We start from the raw sequence: 20,819 nt of genomic DNA on the forward strand, positions 1-20,819 counted from the left end.
TTTTTAAAGGAGGTATCATATGTTAAAACAATTAAAGAATTCATTAATTAAAACGCCACTTCTTAATAATCGCGGAAGTGTTCTTAGTGTTGCGTTAATTATTATCACTGTATTGACTTTTAGCGTATCTACTATTACGCAATTATCAATTAATCTAGCGGGTCAGACAAATATACAACTTGATAATGTCAATTCTGAAAATACCGCTAAAGCCTTAATTGATCAATCAATTGCTGAATGGGAAGCTTACTTATCCGATGACGCAACAGAAGGCGATTATGATGGGTTTAATTCAACAGAAATACCGCGTATTTTAAATGCTTACAATGTTGTAGTAACCGATGAAACAAATAACTTGGATGGTTATGGCGTAAGTGGTGAAGCGGAGAGTCGTGCATATAAATTTAGTTATACATTAAGTAATGGTAACGTCATTTACAAATATGGTTATGTCTCTAATTATGGTACTACTACTGAAAACTTAAATCCGTTTAATTATCAAATAGGAACTAACGGATCCTTGGTAATGAATGGAGGATATTATGTTGATCCCCAAGCTACTGAATTACGATTATTTGGTAATAACGTATGGGTATCACAAATGGCACCTTATGAAATTAATGGAGGTCCTAATCAGGCTGTAACAGGGGATAATATTGAGGAAAACTACCCCTATTTAAATAATCAAACAATTGTTTATGAAAATAATGGATATGACTACTGTTCGGCTAATTGCTATGCGACTAGTAACAATAATCCATTTGTGTTCAATACAAACTTGTTTAATGATCCATTTGTGATCAATACAAACTTGTTTAATCCTGTTGATGAAAATGCACCATTTAATAGTGGACAAAATGATTCGACAAACATTGTAAATTTCTTTGGGGACTTTAGTTATCAAGATTACTTTGTTACTTTCATTAATGAAGAGGCACCAACGGGTGTTGATACGATTAGTGCTACATGGAATAACTTAGAACAAACTATTTTAGATAATAGTTGCTTGTTAGGTAGCTCTGCGCAAGGTGGATGTAGTGAATCCAATAATAATGGTAACTATGGTGGTAGCTGGCTAGAAGGCTTTTTAGGTGCCGGTAACGGCAGAGGTAACGGCAGAGGTAACGGCAGAGGTAATGGTGGAGGAAATAGCAATCAATATAATTGGGATGCTGACTTCCCGTTTATTAATATTACTGATGTTGCCAATAATATTGATTATAATTTTAAAGGTAAAAAAACTGTATCCAGGGTATATGATGGTAATTTAACGTTATCCTCTTTGAATATGAGTATTAGCGATACAGAATCTCTCGTTGTACTAGGTGATTTGACACTTGATTCAATTGGACGTTATACGGGTACTACTGTTGTATTTGGTGATTTATATTTAACTGGAAGTTCCATCGACTTTGAAGGGTCGCTACTTGTTTTAGGTGAAACATTTATCGATTTTGATGATTTTGAAGGTATTGAAATCAATGGTAAAAATGCGGGATTTACTTTAATGGCCTATGATAACATCCATTTCATAAGCCACTATGAATCACATAATTCTTCTAGTATTGCACCTGAAACTGCCATGTTTATTTATACTGAAGAATCCATCTTCATTGATGCAGTTAATTCTAGATTAAATATGAAAGGCTCTTTGTTTGCACGAGCAGCTGGAAATTCAGGTAATCCCATTTTTATGGAAGATGAAAGTGGCAATCCAATAGAAGGTATAGTGATTAATAGCTTTTATGGGTATGTGAATAATTCTGGAAATACGATTCCAGGTAGTAGTTTGGATGCTCACCGATTCCGTATTGGCGTCATCGCAAACGGTAATTATCAAGATCGTTTTATTAATATCCCAACATTTGATAGTGTTATTCAAACGTTTGGTGTGTATACATTTGAAGAAAGCGAGTTTGCTTATGAATAATAAATGAGTCCTGATTAATCAGGACTTTTTTTATGCCAAAAAAAAGACATCCAAATGGATGTCTAAACAAGTTCTTTAACACTATCTGCAAGTACTTCACTAATGGTTGGATGGGCATGGATGATATTAGCGTAGGCATCAATTGTAATCTTTTGATTCATTAAGGCTGTACATTCATGAATTAAATCAGATGCATGTGGGCCAATAATATGTGTCCCAATGACATAGCGGTCATGATCAATGATAAGTTTTGCATAGCCTTCTGTTTCACCTAGACACTGCGCTTTAGCGTTTGCTTTAAATAAGGCCTTGTGAACTTCATAAGTTCCTTTTTCTAGATCGTCTTCTTTGACTCCCACTGACGCTATTTCAGGAAAACTAAAAACCACCCCTGGAACTAAGTCAAAACGAATATCTGATGTTTTATTGAGGATATGGTTGATTGCTTGATAGCCATCATATGTCGCCTTATGAGCAAGCATATTTTCACCATTCACATCACCAATCGCATAGATATTGGCAATATTGGTTTGCTTAAACGCATTAACAATTATGCCCGCTTTAGAGTGATTAATGCCGACTTCTTCAAGTCTTAAGTTGCCGAAGTTTGGGGCTCTTCCTGTTGCGACTAAGATCGTGTCAGTTATGAGCGATTTCGTTTTGTTCTTTTCTGTATAATGCGCTAGAAAGTGACTATCTTCTTGTGTGACTTTATCAAAGGTTGCTTTTGTGTGAAATTTTATCCCACTCCGTTTAAGTAAACTTTTTGCCCGACGACTAATGTCGCTATCAAGACTAGGCAAAATACTTGGCATGTATTCAATTACATCCACTTCTGAGCCTAAACCATGGAATATCGCAGCCATCTCTATTCCGATAACGCCTCCACCAATGACAGTTAGATGAGTGGGTATAGTGTCTAGGTCTAAGAGTTCTTTTGATGTCTTAACAATATCTAAATGATCGCCTTCAAAGGTGATTTTACTTACGGTACTTCCGGTGGCAATGATGATGTATTTCGTCTCATATACGGTATTGTTGACATGGACATGATGGGAGTCTTTTATTTGCGCAGTGCCTTCAATATAATTAATATCCAATTTTTGTAATGTTGTTTGAATATTTTTAATTTGGTCACTGACAATTTGTTCTTTACGCTCTTTGATGGTATCTAAATTAATTGAAAAATCAGTCACATCAATTCCAAAAGTATGGCTATTTTGAATTGTTTTTAATGTTTTTGCGTTTTGATAAATCGCCTTTGTTGGAATACATCCCCAGTTTAAGCAGGTACCCCCAAGTGATGCTTTTTCAATAAGTAAGACGTTAAGTCCTTGCTTCTTGGCATATATTGCGGTATCAAATCCTCCTGGCCCTGCGCCAATGATAACAACATCAAATGTCATATCAAATCACGGTATTTCACACGTGGATTTCTAGCTGCTTCAGCTTCATCTAAGCGTCTTACCACAGTTGTATGTGGTGCTGTTTTAACAGTTTCTGGGTCGGTAATTGCTTCTTTTGCGACAGTTTTCATGACGTCAATGAAGTGATCAACCGTATCTTTACTTTCTGTTTCGGGTGGTTCTATCATAATCGCTTCCTTAACGACTAGTGGGAAATAAATCGTTGGTGGATGAATATCAAAGTCAAGTAACCGTTTCGCAATATCAAGCGTATGAACATCTGTAGATTTATCTTTTATGCCACTAAAGACAAACTCATGTTTACAAGTTCTTTCAAATGGTAATTGATATAGGTCTTTTAATGATTCTTTAATATAGTTGGCATTTAACACACTGTTTTGGCCAATTTTTTTGAAATTTTCTTTACCAATCGAGAGTAAGTAGGTATAGGCTTTGATAATAACACCCATATTCCCATAAAATTGTGAAATTTGGCCAATTGTTGTATCGTTGTGATGTTCAATTGTATATCTTTCATCAGTTTTCTTTACAACTGGTTGTGGTAATAAATGCTTAAGTGATGCTTTAACACCAACTGGTCCAGCACCTGGACCACCACCACCATGTGGTGTAGAGAAGGTTTTATGTAAGTTGATATGCATGATATCAAATCCCATATCACCAGGCCGTGCTATCCCTAATATGGGATTCAGATTGGCACCATCATAATAGAGTAACCCGCCTGCGCCATGGACACGCTCTGCGATTTCTAAAATATCTTTTTCAAAAATACCTAAAGTATTTGGATTTGTCAACATAATACCAGCGATATCATCACCTAAAACACTGTTTAAGTCTTCTAAATTAACTGTACCATCTTCATTGCTTTTGACTTCAACCACATCAAAACCAGCCACACTTGCGCTCGCAGGATTTGTTCCATGCGCACTGTCTGGCACAATAATTTTAGTTCGTTTTAAATCGTCATTATCTTGATGATACTTCTTAATAATCATTAATCCGAGTAACTCACCTTGCGCTCCGGCATAGGAGTTCAATGTGAAGGCATCAAGGCCACTTAATTCACCTAATATGCGCGCTGTTTCAGTATAAATTTCAAGGAGCCCTTGTACTGTATGATCAGGTTGATATGGATGTAAACTAAAACGCGGATCGTTACTGATATCTTGATTGATTTTCGGGTTGTATTTCATGGTACAACTACCAAGTGGATACATCCCTTTTTCAATTCCAAAGTTTTTAAAACTGACATTGGTATAATGTCTAACAGCTTCTAACTCACTTACTTCAGGCAATAATAGTTCATCTTTTCGTTTGAAACTCTTCGGTATATGATACGTCGGAATATCATAATCTGGTAAACTATAGCCAATATGGTTTTCTTTTGAGATTTCAAAAATTAAATTATCATAATACATTTATGCCACCTCCAAAGTTGCGACTAAGGTGTCGATATCATGTTTGGTGCGTTTTTCAGTTGCGCTTAACAAAAGGCGATGTTTACCATTATGTTCACCGATCACTAATGGCGCAAAGAATCCTTTATCTTCACATGCTTTTTGTAACACCTGTGGATCATGTGGAGTTTCTAAACATACATCTTTAAAGAATGGTTGATTAAATGCATAATCAAAGCCATCTAACTGGGTCAGTTCTTCAGCTAAGTAATGGGTTGCATTAAAGGATTTTTGTTGCGCTTCTTTAATACCTTTTTTACCCATAATTGCAGAATATATCGTAACAAATAAAGCCAATAAACTTTGATTTGAACAAATGTTAGAGTTGGCTTTTTCACGGCGAATATGTTGTTCTCTAGCCTGTAAAGTCAAGACATAAGCACGTTTCCCATCAACATCTTCAGTGACACCACAAATCCGTCCTGGCATTTTTCGCATGAGTTTTTTTGTAGTTGCCATATAGCCAATATAAGGACCTCCAAACCATAGTGGAATACCTAGTGATTGTGCCTCACCTACGGCAATATCTGCCTTGTAGTAGCCAGCTGGTTTTAATGTGCTTAATGTGGCTAAATCACTGTTTACAATGAAAAGACCTTTCGTTTCATCTAGCAGTGTCCGATAGCCATCTAATTGTTCAATATTTCCATAATAATTTGGGCTTTGTACTATAATCCCGGCATGGTCTTTATCATTTAATTCTTTGAATATTTCGATGTCTGTGACACCATCTTGTTCAGGAATTAACGTCACTGTAATATTACGATATTTAGCGTAGGTTTGTACAACTTTAATCGTTGCTGGATGAACCGTTTCTGACATAAATATCTTATTACGACGTTTTGTTTTACACGCCATCATCATGGCTTCTGCGGTTGCAGTAGCACCGTCATACATTGAAGCATTGGCGACATCCATTTGTGTTAATTCCGTAACAATACTTTGGTACTCAAAGATATATTGTAAGGTTCCTTGTGAGATTTCTGGTTGATATGGTGTATAAGCAGTTAAAAATTCTTGACGCTCAATTAAATGACGAATCACTGTAGGGGTATAATGATCATATGCGCCCGCACCAACAAAGGGTGTTAAAGGGATATTTTTGTTCGCTAAGTGGTTAAACCGTTCAAATATTTCTAATTCACTATGTGCTTTTGGCACATCTAAATCAAGATCTTTTAATGTTTTAGGAACATCGTGAAATAAGTCATCAATGTTATCGACACCGATGACTTGAAGCATTTCTTTAATTTCACGTTCAGTATGAGGTAAGTACTTAAACACCGTACTCACCTACTCGTCGCAGATATCTTCGTATTCGTCTGGACTTAGTAATTCAGATAATTCTGAGTTGTCTTCCATATCTACTTTAACAATCCAGTTTTCATAAGGATCTTCATTTAGCAATTCAGGATTATCTTCTAATTCGTCGTTCACCATGACGATGGTACCTGTAATGGGAGATAAGATATCGCTCGCCGCTTTAACACTTTCAATTGCGCCAAGTTCGCTTCCAGCTTCAATCACCATTTCTTCATCTGGTAATTCGACAAAGACAATTTCACCAAGGTTTTCTTGCGCATAATCACTTATACCAATATACGCAAACCCATCTTCAACTTTTACCCATTCATGGGTATTTGTGTAATAATAACCTTTTTTAATTTTACTCATTGTGCATCCTCCTATTTACTTCTTATAGTTTTTATTATAAAACTTCTTCTTAATGACTACAACTTTTTTTCGTTTATTTCTAACGTTTACTTCAAGTTTGGTTCCTAATTTATCATATGGACGATCTACCATGGCCAAAGCAACTGTTTTACCTGTGCTTGGTGATTTGTACCCTGTTGTAACAAAGCCAACTAAGGTATCCTCATGATAGACATCATATCCGTGTCGAATAATACCTTTGTCTAGTAATTCAAGTCCAACGATTCGGCGTTTAGTTTTGGTTTCTTTTTGTTTCTTTAACACGTCACGTCCAATGAACGGTTCAGCATCAAGTTTGACGGCAAAATGATACCCTGCTTCTAGAGGTGTAATCGATTGACTTAATTCATTTCCATATAGCGGTAAATTAACTTCAAATCGTAGCGTGTCTCTAGCGCCTAGGCCAACCGGTAAGATATCATCGTTTCCTATATCTAATAATTTATCCCACAACGCAACAATTTCTTGATGTGTTCCATAAATTTCAAACCCATCTTCTCCAGTATAACCCGTACGTGAAACCATATAGATACGGTTATCGAGTAAGACGTTTTCAAAATGAAAGAATTCTATTAAGTTTAAATCAAACTGGGTGAGTTTTTGTAAAATCCCTTCTGCTTTGGGCCCTTGTAATGCCAGTTGACTATAATAATTTGATTCGTTTGTTACTGTACAGTGAAAGGTATTCTGTTTAGTGATCCATTCAAAGTCCTTGTCAACATTCGATGCATTCACGACCAGTAAATAGTGTTTATTATGAAACTTGTAAACAAGAAGATCATCAACAACCCCACCGTCTTCATAACACATCATACCGTATAATACTTCTTTGCCACTCATTGATAACACATCGTTTGTAAAAAGATAATCAACACACTGTGTTGCTTCGTCACCTTTGATTGTTATTTCTCCCATGTGTGACACATCAAACAACCCACACGATTCTCGAACTTTTTGGTGTTCTTCTGTAATGGATGAGTAAACAATCGGCATATCATATCCAGCAAACTCAGCCATTTTAGCATCTAAAGCAATGTGCTTTTTATGCAGTACTGTTTCTTTCATATCAAGTCTCCTTTCGCGTAATAATAAAAGCGTTTTCACTTAGTATTAAAAATGATAAAGACATTTACTGTCTTTCCTATGTTTATGATAACATAAATTTTTTTTAATACAACTACAATAATGAAAAAAGGAGCAAATATTTCTGCTCCTTATTCTTCGTTTACTTTATCACCAAAATCGTCATTAAATCGGAATCTTACTTGGTGATGAGCTGGTACAACAATCGGTTCCTGCGTTTGTGGATTAACCGCTTCTTTTTCAGGCATTTCTATGGTTGTGAAATGACCCATTTCACCAAAGTCTACATCATCTCTATTAACAAGTGTTTCTTGGACAACTTGTGCAAGGGCTTTGAGAAACTTGTTTGATTTATTTTTACTAATATCAGTGTTATCTGATATATAATTAATAATATCTGTTTTCGTTCTGGTTTTTTTCTTCTTCGTTTTCTTTTTCGGTGCTGGTTTTTTCTTTTCAGATTTTTTATCTGTTTTTTTAGGAGTAGACTTTATTGTTTTAGGTGAAGACGTTTTATCTGGTTTCTCATTTTCTGGTGTTTTAGCGTCATCTTTATTCCCTTTTTTCTCCGTGACATCTTTTTTAGTATCATCCTTATCCGTTACTTCTTCTTTAGGCTCTTTTCGTAAACTCTCTTTTGCTTGTTCTCCTGGAGTTTCATCTTTCGGTAACTTGGGATCAGTAATTTTATCTTCAGTAGGAACTGGTATTGTTTCTTCAGTTTCTTTGGTGTCTTCAGAGTCAAACTCTTGTAAATAGGAAGGATAAGGAATAAATTCAACATCCATTTCATCATCAAACTGAACAGGCATGATTTTACCAAATTGATAGAGTTCTAAGGTGTCACCTGCTATTAATTGTTCAGTGAATATTTCTAATATGGTGTTCACAAGTATCCGTGAATCATCCATAGATATATCATGATGTTCAGATATATGTGAGATTAAACCTGTTTTATTCATTGGACCTTTGTTGTTTAAGATGGCTTCTTTTTCTGCTTTTTCTTTTGCGGCTTCAACTTCTTTACGCTCCTGTTCACGTTGTTCTAATAAAGCTTCTTTTTGTGCTTTTTTTGCTTCTTGTTTGCGTTTTCTTTCTTGTTTTTTGCGCTCAATAAATGATAAAGTCGCTTCTTTTTTATCGACAAACCATGTCTTAATTGAAGAATTTTTATTGGTTTCTTTCCGCTTAAACTTCTCGTAGATATTTTCACGATCAACAGTATCTTCTTTTGCTTCTTCTGCAGCTATTTGCGCCTTATATTCTTCAACAGTTAATAACTTCGACTCTTTATAAGCTAAAGAATAAAAAATACGTCCTGCAATAAGAAAACCAACGGTCCCAATTAATAATGGATACAATGAGTATTGATACAGTATGAATCCATCTTCTACTTGACACATATAAGAATCAGAACAATTGATTGCACCATTGATCATCGCAAAAAATAAGTCAATAATAAATAGAAAGAAAAAGATTCCAGCAAATATAAACATAACTTTCATTAGTTTCTCATAAAGTAATTGTAGTTTCGACATATCGTCACCCCTTAGATATATTTTACCTTAATCTTCGGCTAAATACAACCTTAAACCTATCAAAACGGTAAATTATATGATTTTACTTGTAAAATTCTCGTGAATTATGTAACTATCAAAGTATTGTGTTGTTAGCGCAACATCTTTTATCAAGCAACTTTCTCCTGTAAATGAAATAATAAACATGAGTAACTTTCGTGTTGACGGTGTGATTTTTGTTCGGTCAGTATCACTTGTTGTGCTACCAAATGGTCCATTGTCATCTTCATAAACGGGAATATTACTAATATTTAATTTGCCTCGACCAATTCCATGAAAATCATCATCTTCTTTTCCAATCCGTATGAGCACATCCCCTTCGATTGCTTCTTTATTTAACATCGCGACACTTTTACGTGTTTCTAGTGAGATAACATTACCAATATCAACAATATTATTGATTCGATATAATGGATTGCCTTTAACAATACGTCTATATAACGATTCTACGGCGAGACGGTAGCGGCTCGGATCCTTACCAAGTGTTTTATAGGCATCCCGTCCTTCTTTAATAATATCCAAATTGATAACCTCTTGTATATCATATTGTTCAAAAATATCTCGCTCTAGATAATGTATTGCGGCATCAAGTTTGTGAGATTTTTCTACTACAACATCTGCCTCGATTACAGCCATATGAAAATCTGGTAATTTCTTTTTAAGTGCACTATCGATTGTAATATTCATAGATATCCCTCCATTTAAAAATAGGAGAAATCTCCTATTTTTTACTTAAGCGTAATGTATCTCTTGCAATCATAACTTCTTCATTTGTTGGTAATAAATATGCTTTAATTTTTGAATCATCCGTTGAAATTAAACGTTCTTCACCACGAACAAAGTTTCTTTCTTCATCGAGTTTCAAACCGAGTGGTGCTAGCCGCTTAGCAATTAATTGTCGTGTGAAAATTGCATTTTCACCAACACCAGCAGTAAAGCATAATGTATCAATACCACCCATCGTTACATAATAAGCAGCGACATAGTCAGCAATCATTTTTACTTGCTTTTTAACTGCCATTAGACTTTGTTTGTCTCCTTTGTGTGCAGCTGTCCATAAATCTCTAGAATCGCTTGAATTTTCCGAAAGTCCAATGTATCCCGATTTTTTATTTAAATCATTCATTACTTCACTGACATGTTTATCTTCTTTTTCAGCAATAAACTCAACAATAGCAGGATCGATGTCGCCGCTGCGGGTTCCCATTAAAATTCCCGCTAGTGGGGTGAACCCCATTGATGTATCGACACTTTTACCGCCATCAACGGCACAAATACTCGCACCATTACCCAAATGTAATACGACTGTTTTTAGAGATTCCACTGGTTTTTTCATAAGTTCAGCAACACGGTGAGCGACGTATTTATGGCTTGTCCCATGAAAACCATATTTTCTAACGCCATATTGTTCATACCACTTATATGGGACACCATATAAAAATGATTCTTTTGGCATGGTTTGATGAAAAGCAGTATCAAATACAGCTACTGCTGTTACATCTGGTAGTGCTTTTTGAAAGGCATGAATCCCTGTTAAGTTAGCTGGATTATGGAGTGGTGCTAAATCGGAAACAGATTCTATTGCTTCAATAACTTCATCAGTGATAACGACACTATCACTAAAGGCTTCGCCACCATGAACAACACGGTGACCAACACCTTCAATATCCTTAAGTGAATCAACAACACCTAGTTCTAAGAGTTGTTTTAGTAATAAATCTACCGCTACGGCGTGATCAATAACAGGATGTTCTATTTCGATTTTTTCACCATTGAGTTTTACTTTCAATATAGAGTTCTCCATACCAATTCGTTCAACAATACCACTAACTAATTCGGTTTCACCTGGCATCTTCAATAATTGGAATTTTAAGGATGAACTCCCTGCGTTTACTGCGATTATTTTCATTGTTATACGCTCCTCTTCATTTAATTAACAAATCTATGATATCATATTTTAAAGGCTTTGTCATTGCCTCATTTTAGAGATAGATTAAAAATGGTTTCAGCGGTTTTTTGGTCAACTGTTATTACGTGACCAACTGGTCCTAAAGCAACAGTGTGTGCTGCCATATGTTTCACATCGTCTTGTGTGATTGTTTCATCAAACAATTTTAGACGTGTTTTTGCGCCCCAAGATTCAAATAAACTATCTAACTGATCAAGGACATTTATTGGATCTGTTACACCAAAAACATCTTTCCCTAATTGCTTGAGTTTTGGTATCATAGCTTCTGGTTCTCTTTCTAAAGCGACTTTTGCCCAAGAGGTAAACAATGCAGCAAGGGCATAAGCATGGGTTGTGCCAAACGATTGCGTTACCGCATAGCTTAATCGGTGCGTCGCCCAATCTCCTTGTTTGTCAACACCAAGAATCCAGTTTAACGCGATTGTTGATGCCCAACTTATATTTGCTCTTGCATCATATGAATCATTACCTGATAGAATCGCATTTGTATGTTTTATAACAGCATTAATGAGGCCTGTCATCATGTAATCAGTTGTCTCAGTATGCTTTGTTTTTGCGAAGTACTGTTCAAGTGTATGCATAATTGTATCAATACTTCCTGCAACAGTATGATGACGATTCACTGTTAATGTATAAGAAGGATCAATAATAGCAAACGTTGGCTTACAAAATTGATATTTAGCAGCCCGTTTTTCATTTTCTTCACGATTACTAATAACGCTATTGCCATTGGTTTCACTACCTGTAGCGGCTAAGGTAATAATGACACCGAGTGGTAAGGCATGTGTTGGAGTTGCCTTATTTAGATAAATATCCCAAGGATCTTCTTCGATTAACGCACCCATAGCGATTGCTTTACTACAATCAGCTACGCTACCGCCACCAGCTGCTAGAATGAAGTCAATATCATTCATTTTAACTGTTTGAATACCACTTCTTACACTAGTGATATCAGGATTAGGCGTAACCCCACTTTCTTCATATAATTCAATGTTAAGGGCATTAACTGTATTCAATATAGCATCATAAATACCGTTTTCCTTAATTGATTTACGACCATATACTAATAACATCTTTGAGACGTTATTATTAGTTAATAGATGACCTAATTCATTTATTTGATCTTTTCCAAATAAAATTTTAGTTGGTGAATGGTAAACAAAGTTCTTCATATATGTGTCTCTCCTTACTCTTATCATTAGTGTCATTATAGCACAAATCAGATGTTTTTTTAATCAATTAAGTTAAAAAAGAAAGCCTTTGTAAAATACAGCAAATGTATTATAATAGATTTAACAAGGTGATGTATATGTTTTTTGAAATAATTTTACCATTCATAAGAAATATTGCTTTACTCATGAGTTTATCTATTTTATATTCAATATATTCAATTGACTCACGCGTACCTACATATGTAAGGAAACTGATAATGGGGCTCGCTGTATCTATTATCGGATTTATCATTATGAGTTATCCTTACGAAACAGCTCCGGGCATCTTATTTGATGGTCGGAGTATCATCATGATTACAAGTGGTATGTATTTAGGTCCGTTACCGACCATAATTGGTGGGTTATCAATGAGTATTTATCGCTTAGTCATTGGCGGATCAGGGACAATACCAGGATTAATCGAAATTATCTTACCAGGTATTGTTGGTCTTATTTGGCGAACAAAGCGCTTAAAAACACAACAAAATACGTATGAGCACATCACCATACTTGAACAATATCTATTGATATTTTTTACACAAGCCGCGGTATTACTAGTTGGATACCTTTTTCCTAATCAAATTCCCTATGAAATTATTAACCAGATATTCTTGCCAATCATGATTATCCATCCACTTGGAGGGCTAGGGATATCATTATTCATGTTGGTAAATAGGAGAAACTTTTTTACAAATAAAAGAATTAATGAAACAAAAATTAAATATGATACCATTTTCAATAATACAAGTGCTGCTTCTTTTTTATATGACCCGGAAACTAAGAAATACACTGATGTTAATCAAACAGCAATCGACTTATATGGGTACAATTATGAAGAGTTTTTGACTTTGGGTATTAACGACTTGAATCCCCTACCTAACTCTGAGATTGATCGGCAAATTGAAAAAGCTTTAAATAATGAAAAAAATTACTTTATCGCAAAACATATTACCAAACATGGACATGTCATTACAATTGAAACAAATACTAGTGTTGTTGAGTTAGATAATAAAAAACAATTATTTTTATCGACAAGAGATATCTCTCATCGCGTTGAAAAACAACACCAATTCGAAACCATGGAATTACAACTTAATAAAACAGCATTATCAAAAATTCATGATGGGGTTATTTTAACCGATCAATATGGCGAGATTAAACTTGTTAATAAGCCCGCTAAAAATATGATCAATCCACGACAATCATTGCTTAATCGTTCCCTAAATGAAGCGATCCGTTTTTACTTTAAAAACACCATTAATATCTCAAGTATTCTAGAAAAAATTTCTAATGACTTAGAATCGATACAGTTAGATCAGGTTACTATCATTCAAGGCGAGACAAATAAAAATTTATGTGTTACATTGACCATTTCACCGTTAGTTAATCAGAGTCATGATTTAACCGGCTTTATTTTGATTATGCGGGATATTACATTAGAAAAAGAACAATATGACAAAATCGAATTCATTAGTCAACACGATGCGGTCACATCACTATATAATCGTTTCTTCTTAGACGAAGAATTGAAGCGGCTCAATACAAAACGACAACTACCGCTCACTTTAATTATAGGAGATGTCAACGGACTAAAACTTGTGAATGATGCGTTTGGACATAATGAAGGAGATGAACTTCTTATTGAAATCTCTAAGATACTTCAAAAAGCATTGCGCGCTGAAGATATTTTAGGTCGTTGGGGTGGTGATGAGTTCTTAATTATTCTTCCTCAAACCACATATCAAGATGCACAAACTATCGTTCACAGAATTCATGATTTATGTCAAAAATCATTCTATAGTACAATTACCCCTAGTATTTCACTTGGGGTAGGAAGTAAAACCAATATGTATGAATCAATTGATGATGTAATCGTTTTGGCAGAACAAGAAATGTATGCTGAAAAAACGAAATCTGGACCGATTATGCGTAACCAAACATATCACCGACTATGGGATAAATTAGAGGAATTAAATCTCGATTTCGCAGACCATCATAAGCGATGTGCAAAACTAGCAGAAAGATTCGGCACATATTTAAATCTTTCTGTGAAAGAAATCGAAGCTTTAAAAAAACTTGCTAATAACCACGATATCGGTAAGCTAACCATGGATCAAGCAATCTTAAATCAAGGTTACTCAACATCAGAAAATACAACCGATTTAAAACTGCATGTGGAAAATGGCTACCGGATATTAAACGCCTTACCAGATTATGCCGATATCTCCAAATCTGTATTACATCATCATGAAAACTTTGATGGGTCAGGTTATCCAGAAGGATTAAAACGTGAAGCCATTCCATACTTATCACGGATTCTAAGAATAATAGAAGCCTATGATAGCATGGTTCATGATAATAACTATGGTAAGGCTAAAGATCAAAGTACAGCAATAAACGAACTAAAGGACAACTCTGGGAAATATTATGACCCAACATTAACCGACGCCTTTATTCAGATGATTACTCAATCAAAAAAGACATAAGCAAACTTGCTTATGTCTTTTGTTTATACAATGTGGTAGCGACGGTGGGACTCGAACCCACACGACCTCGCAGCCATTGGATTTTGAATCCAACGCGTCTACCAATTCCGCCACGTCGCCATTACTTGCCTTATGCTAAATGTCGTGTGGCAAATAGCATCAAAGCAACATAACTATTATACAAAATCGCCACTGTTTTTGCAAGATTTAAATCAATAGTTTTATCATATTATCACTGAGATAACAAAATAATTAAATGGTAATAACACTGCCCGTTTTCAAACGATGAAGTTTAGTCTTTAAATGGCGTTTCAATTCAAAATAAGCATCGTCCCCGGTACAGTGACAAGAATAGTAAAGTCGATTTTCTTGCTTAAACGAACTGGCAAGCTGTTGCAAGTATTCCGTTTGATTCACATCAAACGGATTATAATGTGAAAAATGAAATCCACCGATAACATCAGTAATATGTTTACCCAGTTTATCTTCAATACTTGAGATTATATTCTCGATACCTTTATGAGAACAAGCACTAAACAATACTATATGATCATTTTCTTCAATGACAAGATAGATTTCATGAGAAAAATGATCTGGTTGATATTGTTTCTGTTCATAAACATACAATGACTCATCATTAATTGGGTGTTTTTGAAAATCAATATGACAAAAAACATGAACGTTTTGAGTTAACTCAATATCATCATCAATTAAAGTTAATCTCTGATCTTTTCTAGGTTTTTTGACACCGATATTAATAAAGTTATTGCCTTGTTTTTTTACGATTGATTGGAAGATATGTTTCGATGCGATGATATCTGCATGTTTGTTTACACGCATAAACTTTTTAAGACCCGATGCATGATCATTATGACCATGACTTACAATTAAATAATTTGCATCATTAATGTCTATATCTAGTTTTTTAGCATTTTTTAAATAGAGGTTATTGGGTCCTAAATCCATTACGATATTAAGATTTTTTGTTTCTATAAACAAAGAAAGCCCATGTGCGGCTTTCAAATCATTGTTAATCGAATCATTTTCTACCAATGTCGTAATTTTCATAATAACACCTAGTTTTCTTCTTTTAGTCGACTAATCACTAATTCATATCCACCAGGGCCAAAGGTGAATGATTTCGATATTTTACTTATTGTGGCGGCACTTATCCCAGTTTCATTTTCGATTTTTTGGTAAGTCTTTTTTTCTAATAACATCTTCGCAACTTTCAAACGTTGTCCAAATGCTTCTAATTCATTTATTGTACATAAATCATCAAAGAACCGATAACATTCCTCGACAGTTTCTAACTTTAAAATGCCTTCAAATAACTCATCAATTTCTTTATTCTTAATCTTATATCGATAATCCATACCATCACCTCTTCATTATTATAACATATTTATGTCAACATCAAAGAAAATTTATTCAGCTTGTAATGCAGCAATTGCAATAACATCCCATACACCGGAAAATGGTGGTGCATAGCCAAAGTCAAGCATACCAAATTCTTTGGTTGTCATACCCTTTGAAATAGCGACAACAAATGGATTGATACGGATTGCCGTATCTGCTTTTCCAACTAATTGAGCGCCAAGCATTTTAAATGTATCTGGTTCATAAATGATTTTTGCTTTCACAGTTTGAGCATTTGGATAATACCCAGCATGATTGCGACCTCTAATGGTTACTGTTTTGTGGGGTATATTATGTGCTTTTGCATAGGACTCAGATAGCCCTGTTCGTCCAGCTTCCATATTAATGACTTTAATCACGGTTGTACCAAGCACACCATCTAAACTAGTATTTAGTCCATGAATATTTTCCGCAATTAAACGTCCTTGCTTATTAGCATTATTGCCTAGCGGTAAATAGACATTTTTATTGAGTAATCGATGATATATTGTTGCGCAATCTCCACCAGCATAAATATCTCTTACGTTTGTTTCCATATGCCGGTTGACCATTACTGCGCCATTTTCTGCCAAATCAAACTGCTCTTTATTTAAGAACGATGTATTAGGTGCAACACCTGCGGCAATCAGTACTAAATCTGCTGCATACGTATCTTTGTTTGTCTCAACTTCTTGTACTACCTGATCACCATTGAAACCAGTCACCTTTTCTGCTAAACAAAGAGTAATACCTTCCTCTTCAAGATGTGACTCTAACGCTTTTACCATATCTGGATCAAAGACTTCTAATATATGGTCTTTTAACTCAATTAGCGTTATAGAAACATCATAATTATTGAAGGCTTCAACCATCTCTACACCAATAAATCCGCCACCAATAACAACAACATTTTTAACATCATCCGACTGCATCTGTGCTTTAACAGCTTCACTATCTGGAATTGTTGTAAAGGTGAAAATATTCTTTAAATCTTTATTTTTAAAAGGCGGTATTATAGGGTGTGCGCCGCTCCCAATAATCAGCTTATCATAGGCAACTTCTAATGTTTGATTGTCTTTAAGGTTTTTAACAGTTATTGTCTTGTCTAAATCATTTACTTGCGTGACTTCATGTCCAAGATGAACATGAATATCACGTGCTTCAAAGCCTTTTTTTGTTCGTGCTATGAGTGCTTTTGAGTCTGTAATTTCATCACTGACAAAATACGGCATCCCACATGCGCCGTAACTAACAATATGGCCTTTTTCATATACATGAATATCAACTGTATCATCAAGTCTTCTTAATTTGCTCACAGCGCTCATAGAAAGCGCGTCACCACCAATGGCTACTATCTTCATCAAATCAACTCCTTATTTTATTTTATCATATATATTGTTTTTTGTAACTAATCTGCTAAAAAAAGGACATCACATTTTGATGTGTGATGTCCTTTATGTTTATTTTATTCCCCGTTGTTTTGGGGTGAGCTCTGGTGTGTTAGCTTTTACCCGTTCACGTAAATCATTTACGGTATCTGATAATGACTTTTTATGTGCTTTTTGATATAAAAAGTCATCAATACCTTGCGCAGCTCGATGTCCATCGGCAACCGCACTAATTAAATCAGGACCACGTAAAATATCTCCACCAACAAAGTATTGGTTGGCACCCTCTAACTGTCCAAAGTGATTGGCTTTAATTTTACCACGTTCAATCGTTATTTTATCTTGTAAACGTTCTGGAATGTAATCATAGTCAGGCGCTTGTCCAATTGCAATATAGACTTGTTGTCCTTCAATAATCTTTTCACATTCGCTATCAAACTCTGGGTTGAATTTACCCTCTGTATCAAAGATACATAAACATTCCCAAAGTCTAAGTCCTGTAACGTTACCATTTTCTTGCATGATTTCTTGTGGACCATTACCACAATGGAATTCAATACCTTCTTCGCCACCTTCGATGTATTCATCAGTACTCGCTGGAATCGCATCTTCATTCTCTAAAGAGGTTAATTTGACATTTGATTTGCCATACTTCAACTGTTGAATACGTGTGGCACTTCTTGCAACATCAAATGCAACATCGCCGCCACCAATGACGACTATGCTTTCTTTCACATCAAGATCATCGAGTGTCAGATTGCCACGTTCAAATTCACGTACTTGTGGTAAGAAGTCCATTGCTCCAATGACGTCTTTATGATCGCTTCCTGTAATGTTAAGACCTCGTGGTTTAAAGAATCCTGTACCCAAGAAGATCGCATCATGTGATGACTCTAGTTCATCTAACGTAATATCGTCACCGACTTTAGTATTGGTATGAATGTTAACACCCATTTTCTTGATAAAGTTAATATCTTTATCGATTGCCTCATCTGGTAAACGGTAAGCAGGTATTCCATAACGCATTACCCCACCAGCCAGTGGCATTTCTTCATAAATATCAACTTTATACCCTAGGGCACTTAAGTAATAGGCTGCGCCTAATCCTGCAGGGCCACTCCCAATAACGGCTATCTTCGCATCAATGACTTCACTGATGTTGTCATTGATTACAGTGTCATAAATATCTTGTGGGGCACTATCAATAATGTAGCGTTTCAACCAACGTATCGCAATCGCTTCACCACGTTCTGCAATCGCACATGCTGTTTCACAGTTGTGTGTACACACACGTCCACAGACACCAGGTAATGGATTGGTTTCATATATTTTACGTAATCCACCCTCAATATCATCTTCCCAAATCGCACGAATATATTCAGGGATATGCATTTGGACAGGACAACTGCTTGTACAGACACCACATTCAACACAGCGCGCTGCTTCAGCCATAGCGGCTTCTTTGCTATAACCTCTAACAATCTCGACAAAGCTATTACTTCGTTCTTCTACCTTTTCATGTATCATTGATTCACGTTCTAAGGCCAATAAGTCACTTGTGTCATCTTTTACCCATCCTTTATCAACGTGTTGTCCTTGCCATAATGTTTCAGGCATCATGGTAAAGGAATTAGGGTCTGAATCACTATAGATATACTCATTACTCATTTCAAGTGAGCTTGTTGTACACGTATCAACACACAAGGCACAGAAACAACAGCGTCCATAATCAATGACTGGTCGTTGTTGGTGTTCTCCTGCTTTTTCAGGAAGATCTAAGCGCTCTACCATTGTAATAGCTTCTGTTGGACAAATTTCTTCACAGGTTGAACAGCCAATACATGTCTCCCAATCATTGGTATGAAAACCACGTAAATTAGGAGGTGCTTGACGAGGTGATGACTCAAGACGTGCTTTATTCTTAATAATTGAATTTTGATTTAAGTAATTTGCATTTTTCTTTGTAAAAATATCTTTAAAGGGAATAGTGACAGGTTTTTTAAAGAGATATTTCCAAAGGCGTAATGGATTAAAAATACTTATACGTTCTTTATCTTTCATCAGTTTCCCTCCTATCGATCAATTTCAGGTGAACAAACACCCATTGTATCTACCCACAATGCGGCATCATCGATCCGTGTGCCAGGTAGATATTTTTCTATTCCGAGTAACCCTTGTGGGTAACTTGCGCCTCTTACACCAACGCGGTAAGGATGTGTCCCACCGTTAGAAACCATGTAGTAACCAAATTCACCACGAGAGGATTCAATCGGTGCGTAAACATATCCTTTTGGTACACGCCAACGCATAGCTTGCCCTTTATCAAGTGGCACCCTGACTGGTCCATCTTCCATTTTATCAAGGACTTGTCGAATTATACGGATTGATTGAACTACTTCTTGTAGTTTTAAATCAACACGACTTCGCGCGTCACTATACGATGATACAGGGACATCAAACTCGACTTTATCGTAATGGCAATAAGGCATCACTTTGCGGATGTCGTAGGCTTTATTGGTTGCACTTCGCATCCCAATACCGGTCACACCAAGATTCCATACGACTTCTTCAGGTAACATAATAGTGTCTTTAATCCGTTTTAACAACGTTGGATTTGCGACTCCTAGTCGGCGATATTCTTCATATCTGCTTTCAAGGTCATCCAAAAAGGCATGGATTTCTTGTTCAATTCCGTTTGGTAAATCTTTTCTTACACCACCGGGGACAATGTATTGATGATACACACGGTGTCCTGTAATCTTTTCAAAGATATTTAAAATCGTATTACGATCAGCATGCGCATGATGCATCAAGGTATAATTACCTGTTGGGGATCCAAGCCCACCGTATGCCATTAAATGAATTGTAATGCGGGCAAGTTCCATAATTAACATTCTAATCCATTTTGCACGGTCAGGTACATCAATACCTGCAAGTTTTTCAGTCGCAAGCGCAAATGATAACTCATTAATGTCCGGTTCAACAACACAAACGCGTGGTATTAAACTAATATTGTTTACCCATGTTTTGCGTTCCATGCCTTTTTCAAAACCACGATGTAACATTCCTGGTAATAAATAAGATTTCTTAATTATATCTCCTTCAACAAACATGTGAACGGCTGCATTACCGTGCATTCCTGGATGTTGAGGACCTAAAAATAGTTTCATTTCACGCATG

At 35.7% G+C, this 20,819-nt stretch carries 16 protein-coding genes and 1 tRNA gene; 2 read left to right on the plus strand and 15 right to left on the minus strand.

The window, feature by feature from the left end; all coding sequences use genetic code 11:
* Positions 1-19: 19 nt before the first annotated feature.
* The gene (locus tag UMR38_00825; protein ID MEC9484401.1) at positions 20-1,930 is read left to right on the plus strand and encodes a hypothetical protein; all 1,911 of its coding nucleotides are present in this window, start codon (positions 20-22) and stop codon (positions 1,928-1,930) included.
* A gap of 62 nt (positions 1,931-1,992) precedes the next feature.
* Here the strand turns inward: UMR38_00825 and lpdA are convergent, their stop codons facing one another.
* The 9 genes from lpdA to UMR38_00870 all read right to left on the minus strand — a co-directional run bounded on the left by lpdA (position 1,993) and on the right by UMR38_00870 (position 12,328).
* Positions 1,993-3,336: a dihydrolipoyl dehydrogenase gene (lpdA, locus tag UMR38_00830; protein ID MEC9484402.1), complete on the minus strand. Its 1,344-nt coding sequence runs from the start codon at positions 3,334-3,336 to the stop codon at positions 1,993-1,995.
* Positions 3,333-4,775 (minus strand): aminomethyl-transferring glycine dehydrogenase subunit GcvPB, encoded by a 1,443-nt coding sequence (gcvPB, locus tag UMR38_00835; protein ID MEC9484403.1) that lies wholly within the window; start codon positions 4,773-4,775, stop codon positions 3,333-3,335. The genes lpdA and gcvPB overlap by 4 nt, the downstream gene beginning before the upstream one ends.
* Positions 4,776-6,098, minus strand: a complete 1,323-nt coding sequence (gene gcvPA, locus UMR38_00840; protein ID MEC9484404.1) for an aminomethyl-transferring glycine dehydrogenase subunit GcvPA — start codon at positions 6,096-6,098, stop codon at positions 4,776-4,778.
* Positions 6,099-6,107: 9 nt separating this feature from the next.
* Positions 6,108-6,488, minus strand: a complete 381-nt coding sequence (gene gcvH / locus UMR38_00845; protein MEC9484405.1) for a glycine cleavage system protein GcvH — start codon at positions 6,486-6,488, stop codon at positions 6,108-6,110.
* A gap of 15 nt (positions 6,489-6,503) precedes the next feature.
* Positions 6,504-7,592 (minus strand): glycine cleavage system aminomethyltransferase GcvT, encoded by a 1,089-nt coding sequence (gcvT, locus tag UMR38_00850; protein ID MEC9484406.1) that lies wholly within the window; start codon positions 7,590-7,592, stop codon positions 6,504-6,506.
* A 149-nt stretch (positions 7,593-7,741) separates the two neighbouring features.
* Positions 7,742-9,148 carry an HU family DNA-binding protein gene (locus UMR38_00855; protein MEC9484407.1) on the minus strand — a complete coding sequence of 469 codons (1,407 nt, stop codon included), beginning with the start codon at positions 9,146-9,148 and terminating at the stop codon, positions 7,742-7,744.
* 72 nt (positions 9,149-9,220) lie between these two features.
* Positions 9,221-9,874 (minus strand): phenylalanine--tRNA ligase beta subunit-related protein, encoded by a 654-nt coding sequence (locus tag UMR38_00860; protein MEC9484408.1) that lies wholly within the window; start codon positions 9,872-9,874, stop codon positions 9,221-9,223.
* Between the two features lie 34 nt (positions 9,875-9,908).
* A complete protein-coding gene (locus UMR38_00865) occupies positions 9,909-11,096 on the minus strand; it encodes an acetate kinase (protein ID MEC9484409.1) in 1,188 nt (395 codons plus the stop codon).
* 68 nt (positions 11,097-11,164) lie between these two features.
* A complete protein-coding gene (locus UMR38_00870; protein MEC9484410.1) occupies positions 11,165-12,328 on the minus strand; it encodes an iron-containing alcohol dehydrogenase in 1,164 nt (387 codons plus the stop codon).
* A 137-nt stretch (positions 12,329-12,465) separates the two neighbouring features.
* Here UMR38_00870 and UMR38_00875 point away from each other — a divergent pair, with 137 nt between their 5' ends.
* The gene (locus UMR38_00875; GenBank protein MEC9484411.1) at positions 12,466-14,853 is read left to right on the plus strand and encodes a diguanylate cyclase; all 2,388 of its coding nucleotides are present in this window, start codon (positions 12,466-12,468) and stop codon (positions 14,851-14,853) included.
* Between the two features lie 33 nt (positions 14,854-14,886).
* Here UMR38_00875 and UMR38_00880 read toward each other — a convergent pair.
* From UMR38_00880 to UMR38_00905, 6 genes are all read right to left on the minus strand, one after another.
* Positions 14,887-14,973, minus strand: a tRNA-Leu gene (locus UMR38_00880).
* Between the two features lie 132 nt (positions 14,974-15,105).
* Positions 15,106-15,921: an MBL fold metallo-hydrolase gene (locus tag UMR38_00885; protein MEC9484412.1), complete on the minus strand. Its 816-nt coding sequence runs from the start codon at positions 15,919-15,921 to the stop codon at positions 15,106-15,108.
* Positions 15,922-15,929: 8 nt separating this feature from the next.
* Complete coding sequence (locus tag UMR38_00890) at positions 15,930-16,229, minus strand: YerC/YecD family TrpR-related protein (GenBank protein MEC9484413.1); 300 nt, start codon at positions 16,227-16,229, stop codon at positions 15,930-15,932.
* A gap of 51 nt (positions 16,230-16,280) precedes the next feature.
* The gene (locus tag UMR38_00895; GenBank protein MEC9484414.1) at positions 16,281-17,612 is read right to left on the minus strand and encodes a CoA-disulfide reductase; all 1,332 of its coding nucleotides are present in this window, start codon (positions 17,610-17,612) and stop codon (positions 16,281-16,283) included.
* 99 nt (positions 17,613-17,711) lie between these two features.
* Positions 17,712-19,700: an FAD-dependent oxidoreductase gene (locus tag UMR38_00900; GenBank protein ID MEC9484415.1), complete on the minus strand. Its 1,989-nt coding sequence runs from the start codon at positions 19,698-19,700 to the stop codon at positions 17,712-17,714.
* A gap of 11 nt (positions 19,701-19,711) precedes the next feature.
* On the minus strand, positions 19,712-20,818 hold the full coding sequence (locus UMR38_00905) for an NADH-quinone oxidoreductase subunit D (GenBank protein ID MEC9484416.1): 1,107 nt from the start codon (positions 20,816-20,818) through the stop codon (positions 19,712-19,714).
* Between the last annotated feature and the right edge of the window lies 1 nt (position 20,819).

Source organism: Candidatus Izemoplasma sp., from assembly GCA_036172455.1.
Taxonomy (GTDB): domain Bacteria; phylum Bacillota_I; class Bacilli_A; order Izemoplasmatales; family Izemoplasmataceae; genus JAIPGF01.

Coding starts and splice junctions, on each gene's coding strand:
- UMR38_00825 (MEC9484401.1), top strand. CDS start 20: ATGTTAAAACAATTAAAGAATTCATTAATTAAAACGCCACTTCTTAAT.
- lpdA (MEC9484402.1), bottom strand. CDS start 3,336: ATGACATTTGATGTTGTTATCATTGGCGCAGGGCCAGGAGGATTTGAT.
- gcvPB (MEC9484403.1), bottom strand. CDS start 4,775: ATGTATTATGATAATTTAATTTTTGAAATCTCAAAAGAAAACCATATT.
- gcvH (MEC9484405.1), bottom strand. CDS start 6,488: ATGAGTAAAATTAAAAAAGGTTATTATTACACAAATACCCATGAATGG.
- gcvT (MEC9484406.1), bottom strand. CDS start 7,592: ATGAAAGAAACAGTACTGCATAAAAAGCACATTGCTTTAGATGCTAAA.
- UMR38_00855 (MEC9484407.1), bottom strand. CDS start 9,148: ATGTCGAAACTACAATTACTTTATGAGAAACTAATGAAAGTTATGTTT.
- UMR38_00860 (MEC9484408.1), bottom strand. CDS start 9,874: ATGAATATTACAATCGATAGTGCACTTAAAAAGAAATTACCAGATTTT.
- UMR38_00865 (MEC9484409.1), bottom strand. CDS start 11,096: ATGAAAATAATCGCAGTAAACGCAGGGAGTTCATCCTTAAAATTCCAA.
- UMR38_00870 (MEC9484410.1), bottom strand. CDS start 12,328: ATGAAGAACTTTGTTTACCATTCACCAACTAAAATTTTATTTGGAAAA.
- UMR38_00875 (MEC9484411.1), top strand. CDS start 12,466: ATGTTTTTTGAAATAATTTTACCATTCATAAGAAATATTGCTTTACTC.
- UMR38_00885 (MEC9484412.1), bottom strand. CDS start 15,921: ATGAAAATTACGACATTGGTAGAAAATGATTCGATTAACAATGATTTG.
- UMR38_00890 (MEC9484413.1), bottom strand. CDS start 16,229: ATGGATTATCGATATAAGATTAAGAATAAAGAAATTGATGAGTTATTT.
- UMR38_00895 (MEC9484414.1), bottom strand. CDS start 17,612: ATGAAGATAGTAGCCATTGGTGGTGACGCGCTTTCTATGAGCGCTGTG.
- UMR38_00900 (MEC9484415.1), bottom strand. CDS start 19,700: ATGAAAGATAAAGAACGTATAAGTATTTTTAATCCATTACGCCTTTGG.
- UMR38_00905 (MEC9484416.1), bottom strand. CDS start 20,818: ATGCGTGAAATGAAACTATTTTTAGGTCCTCAACATCCAGGAATGCAC.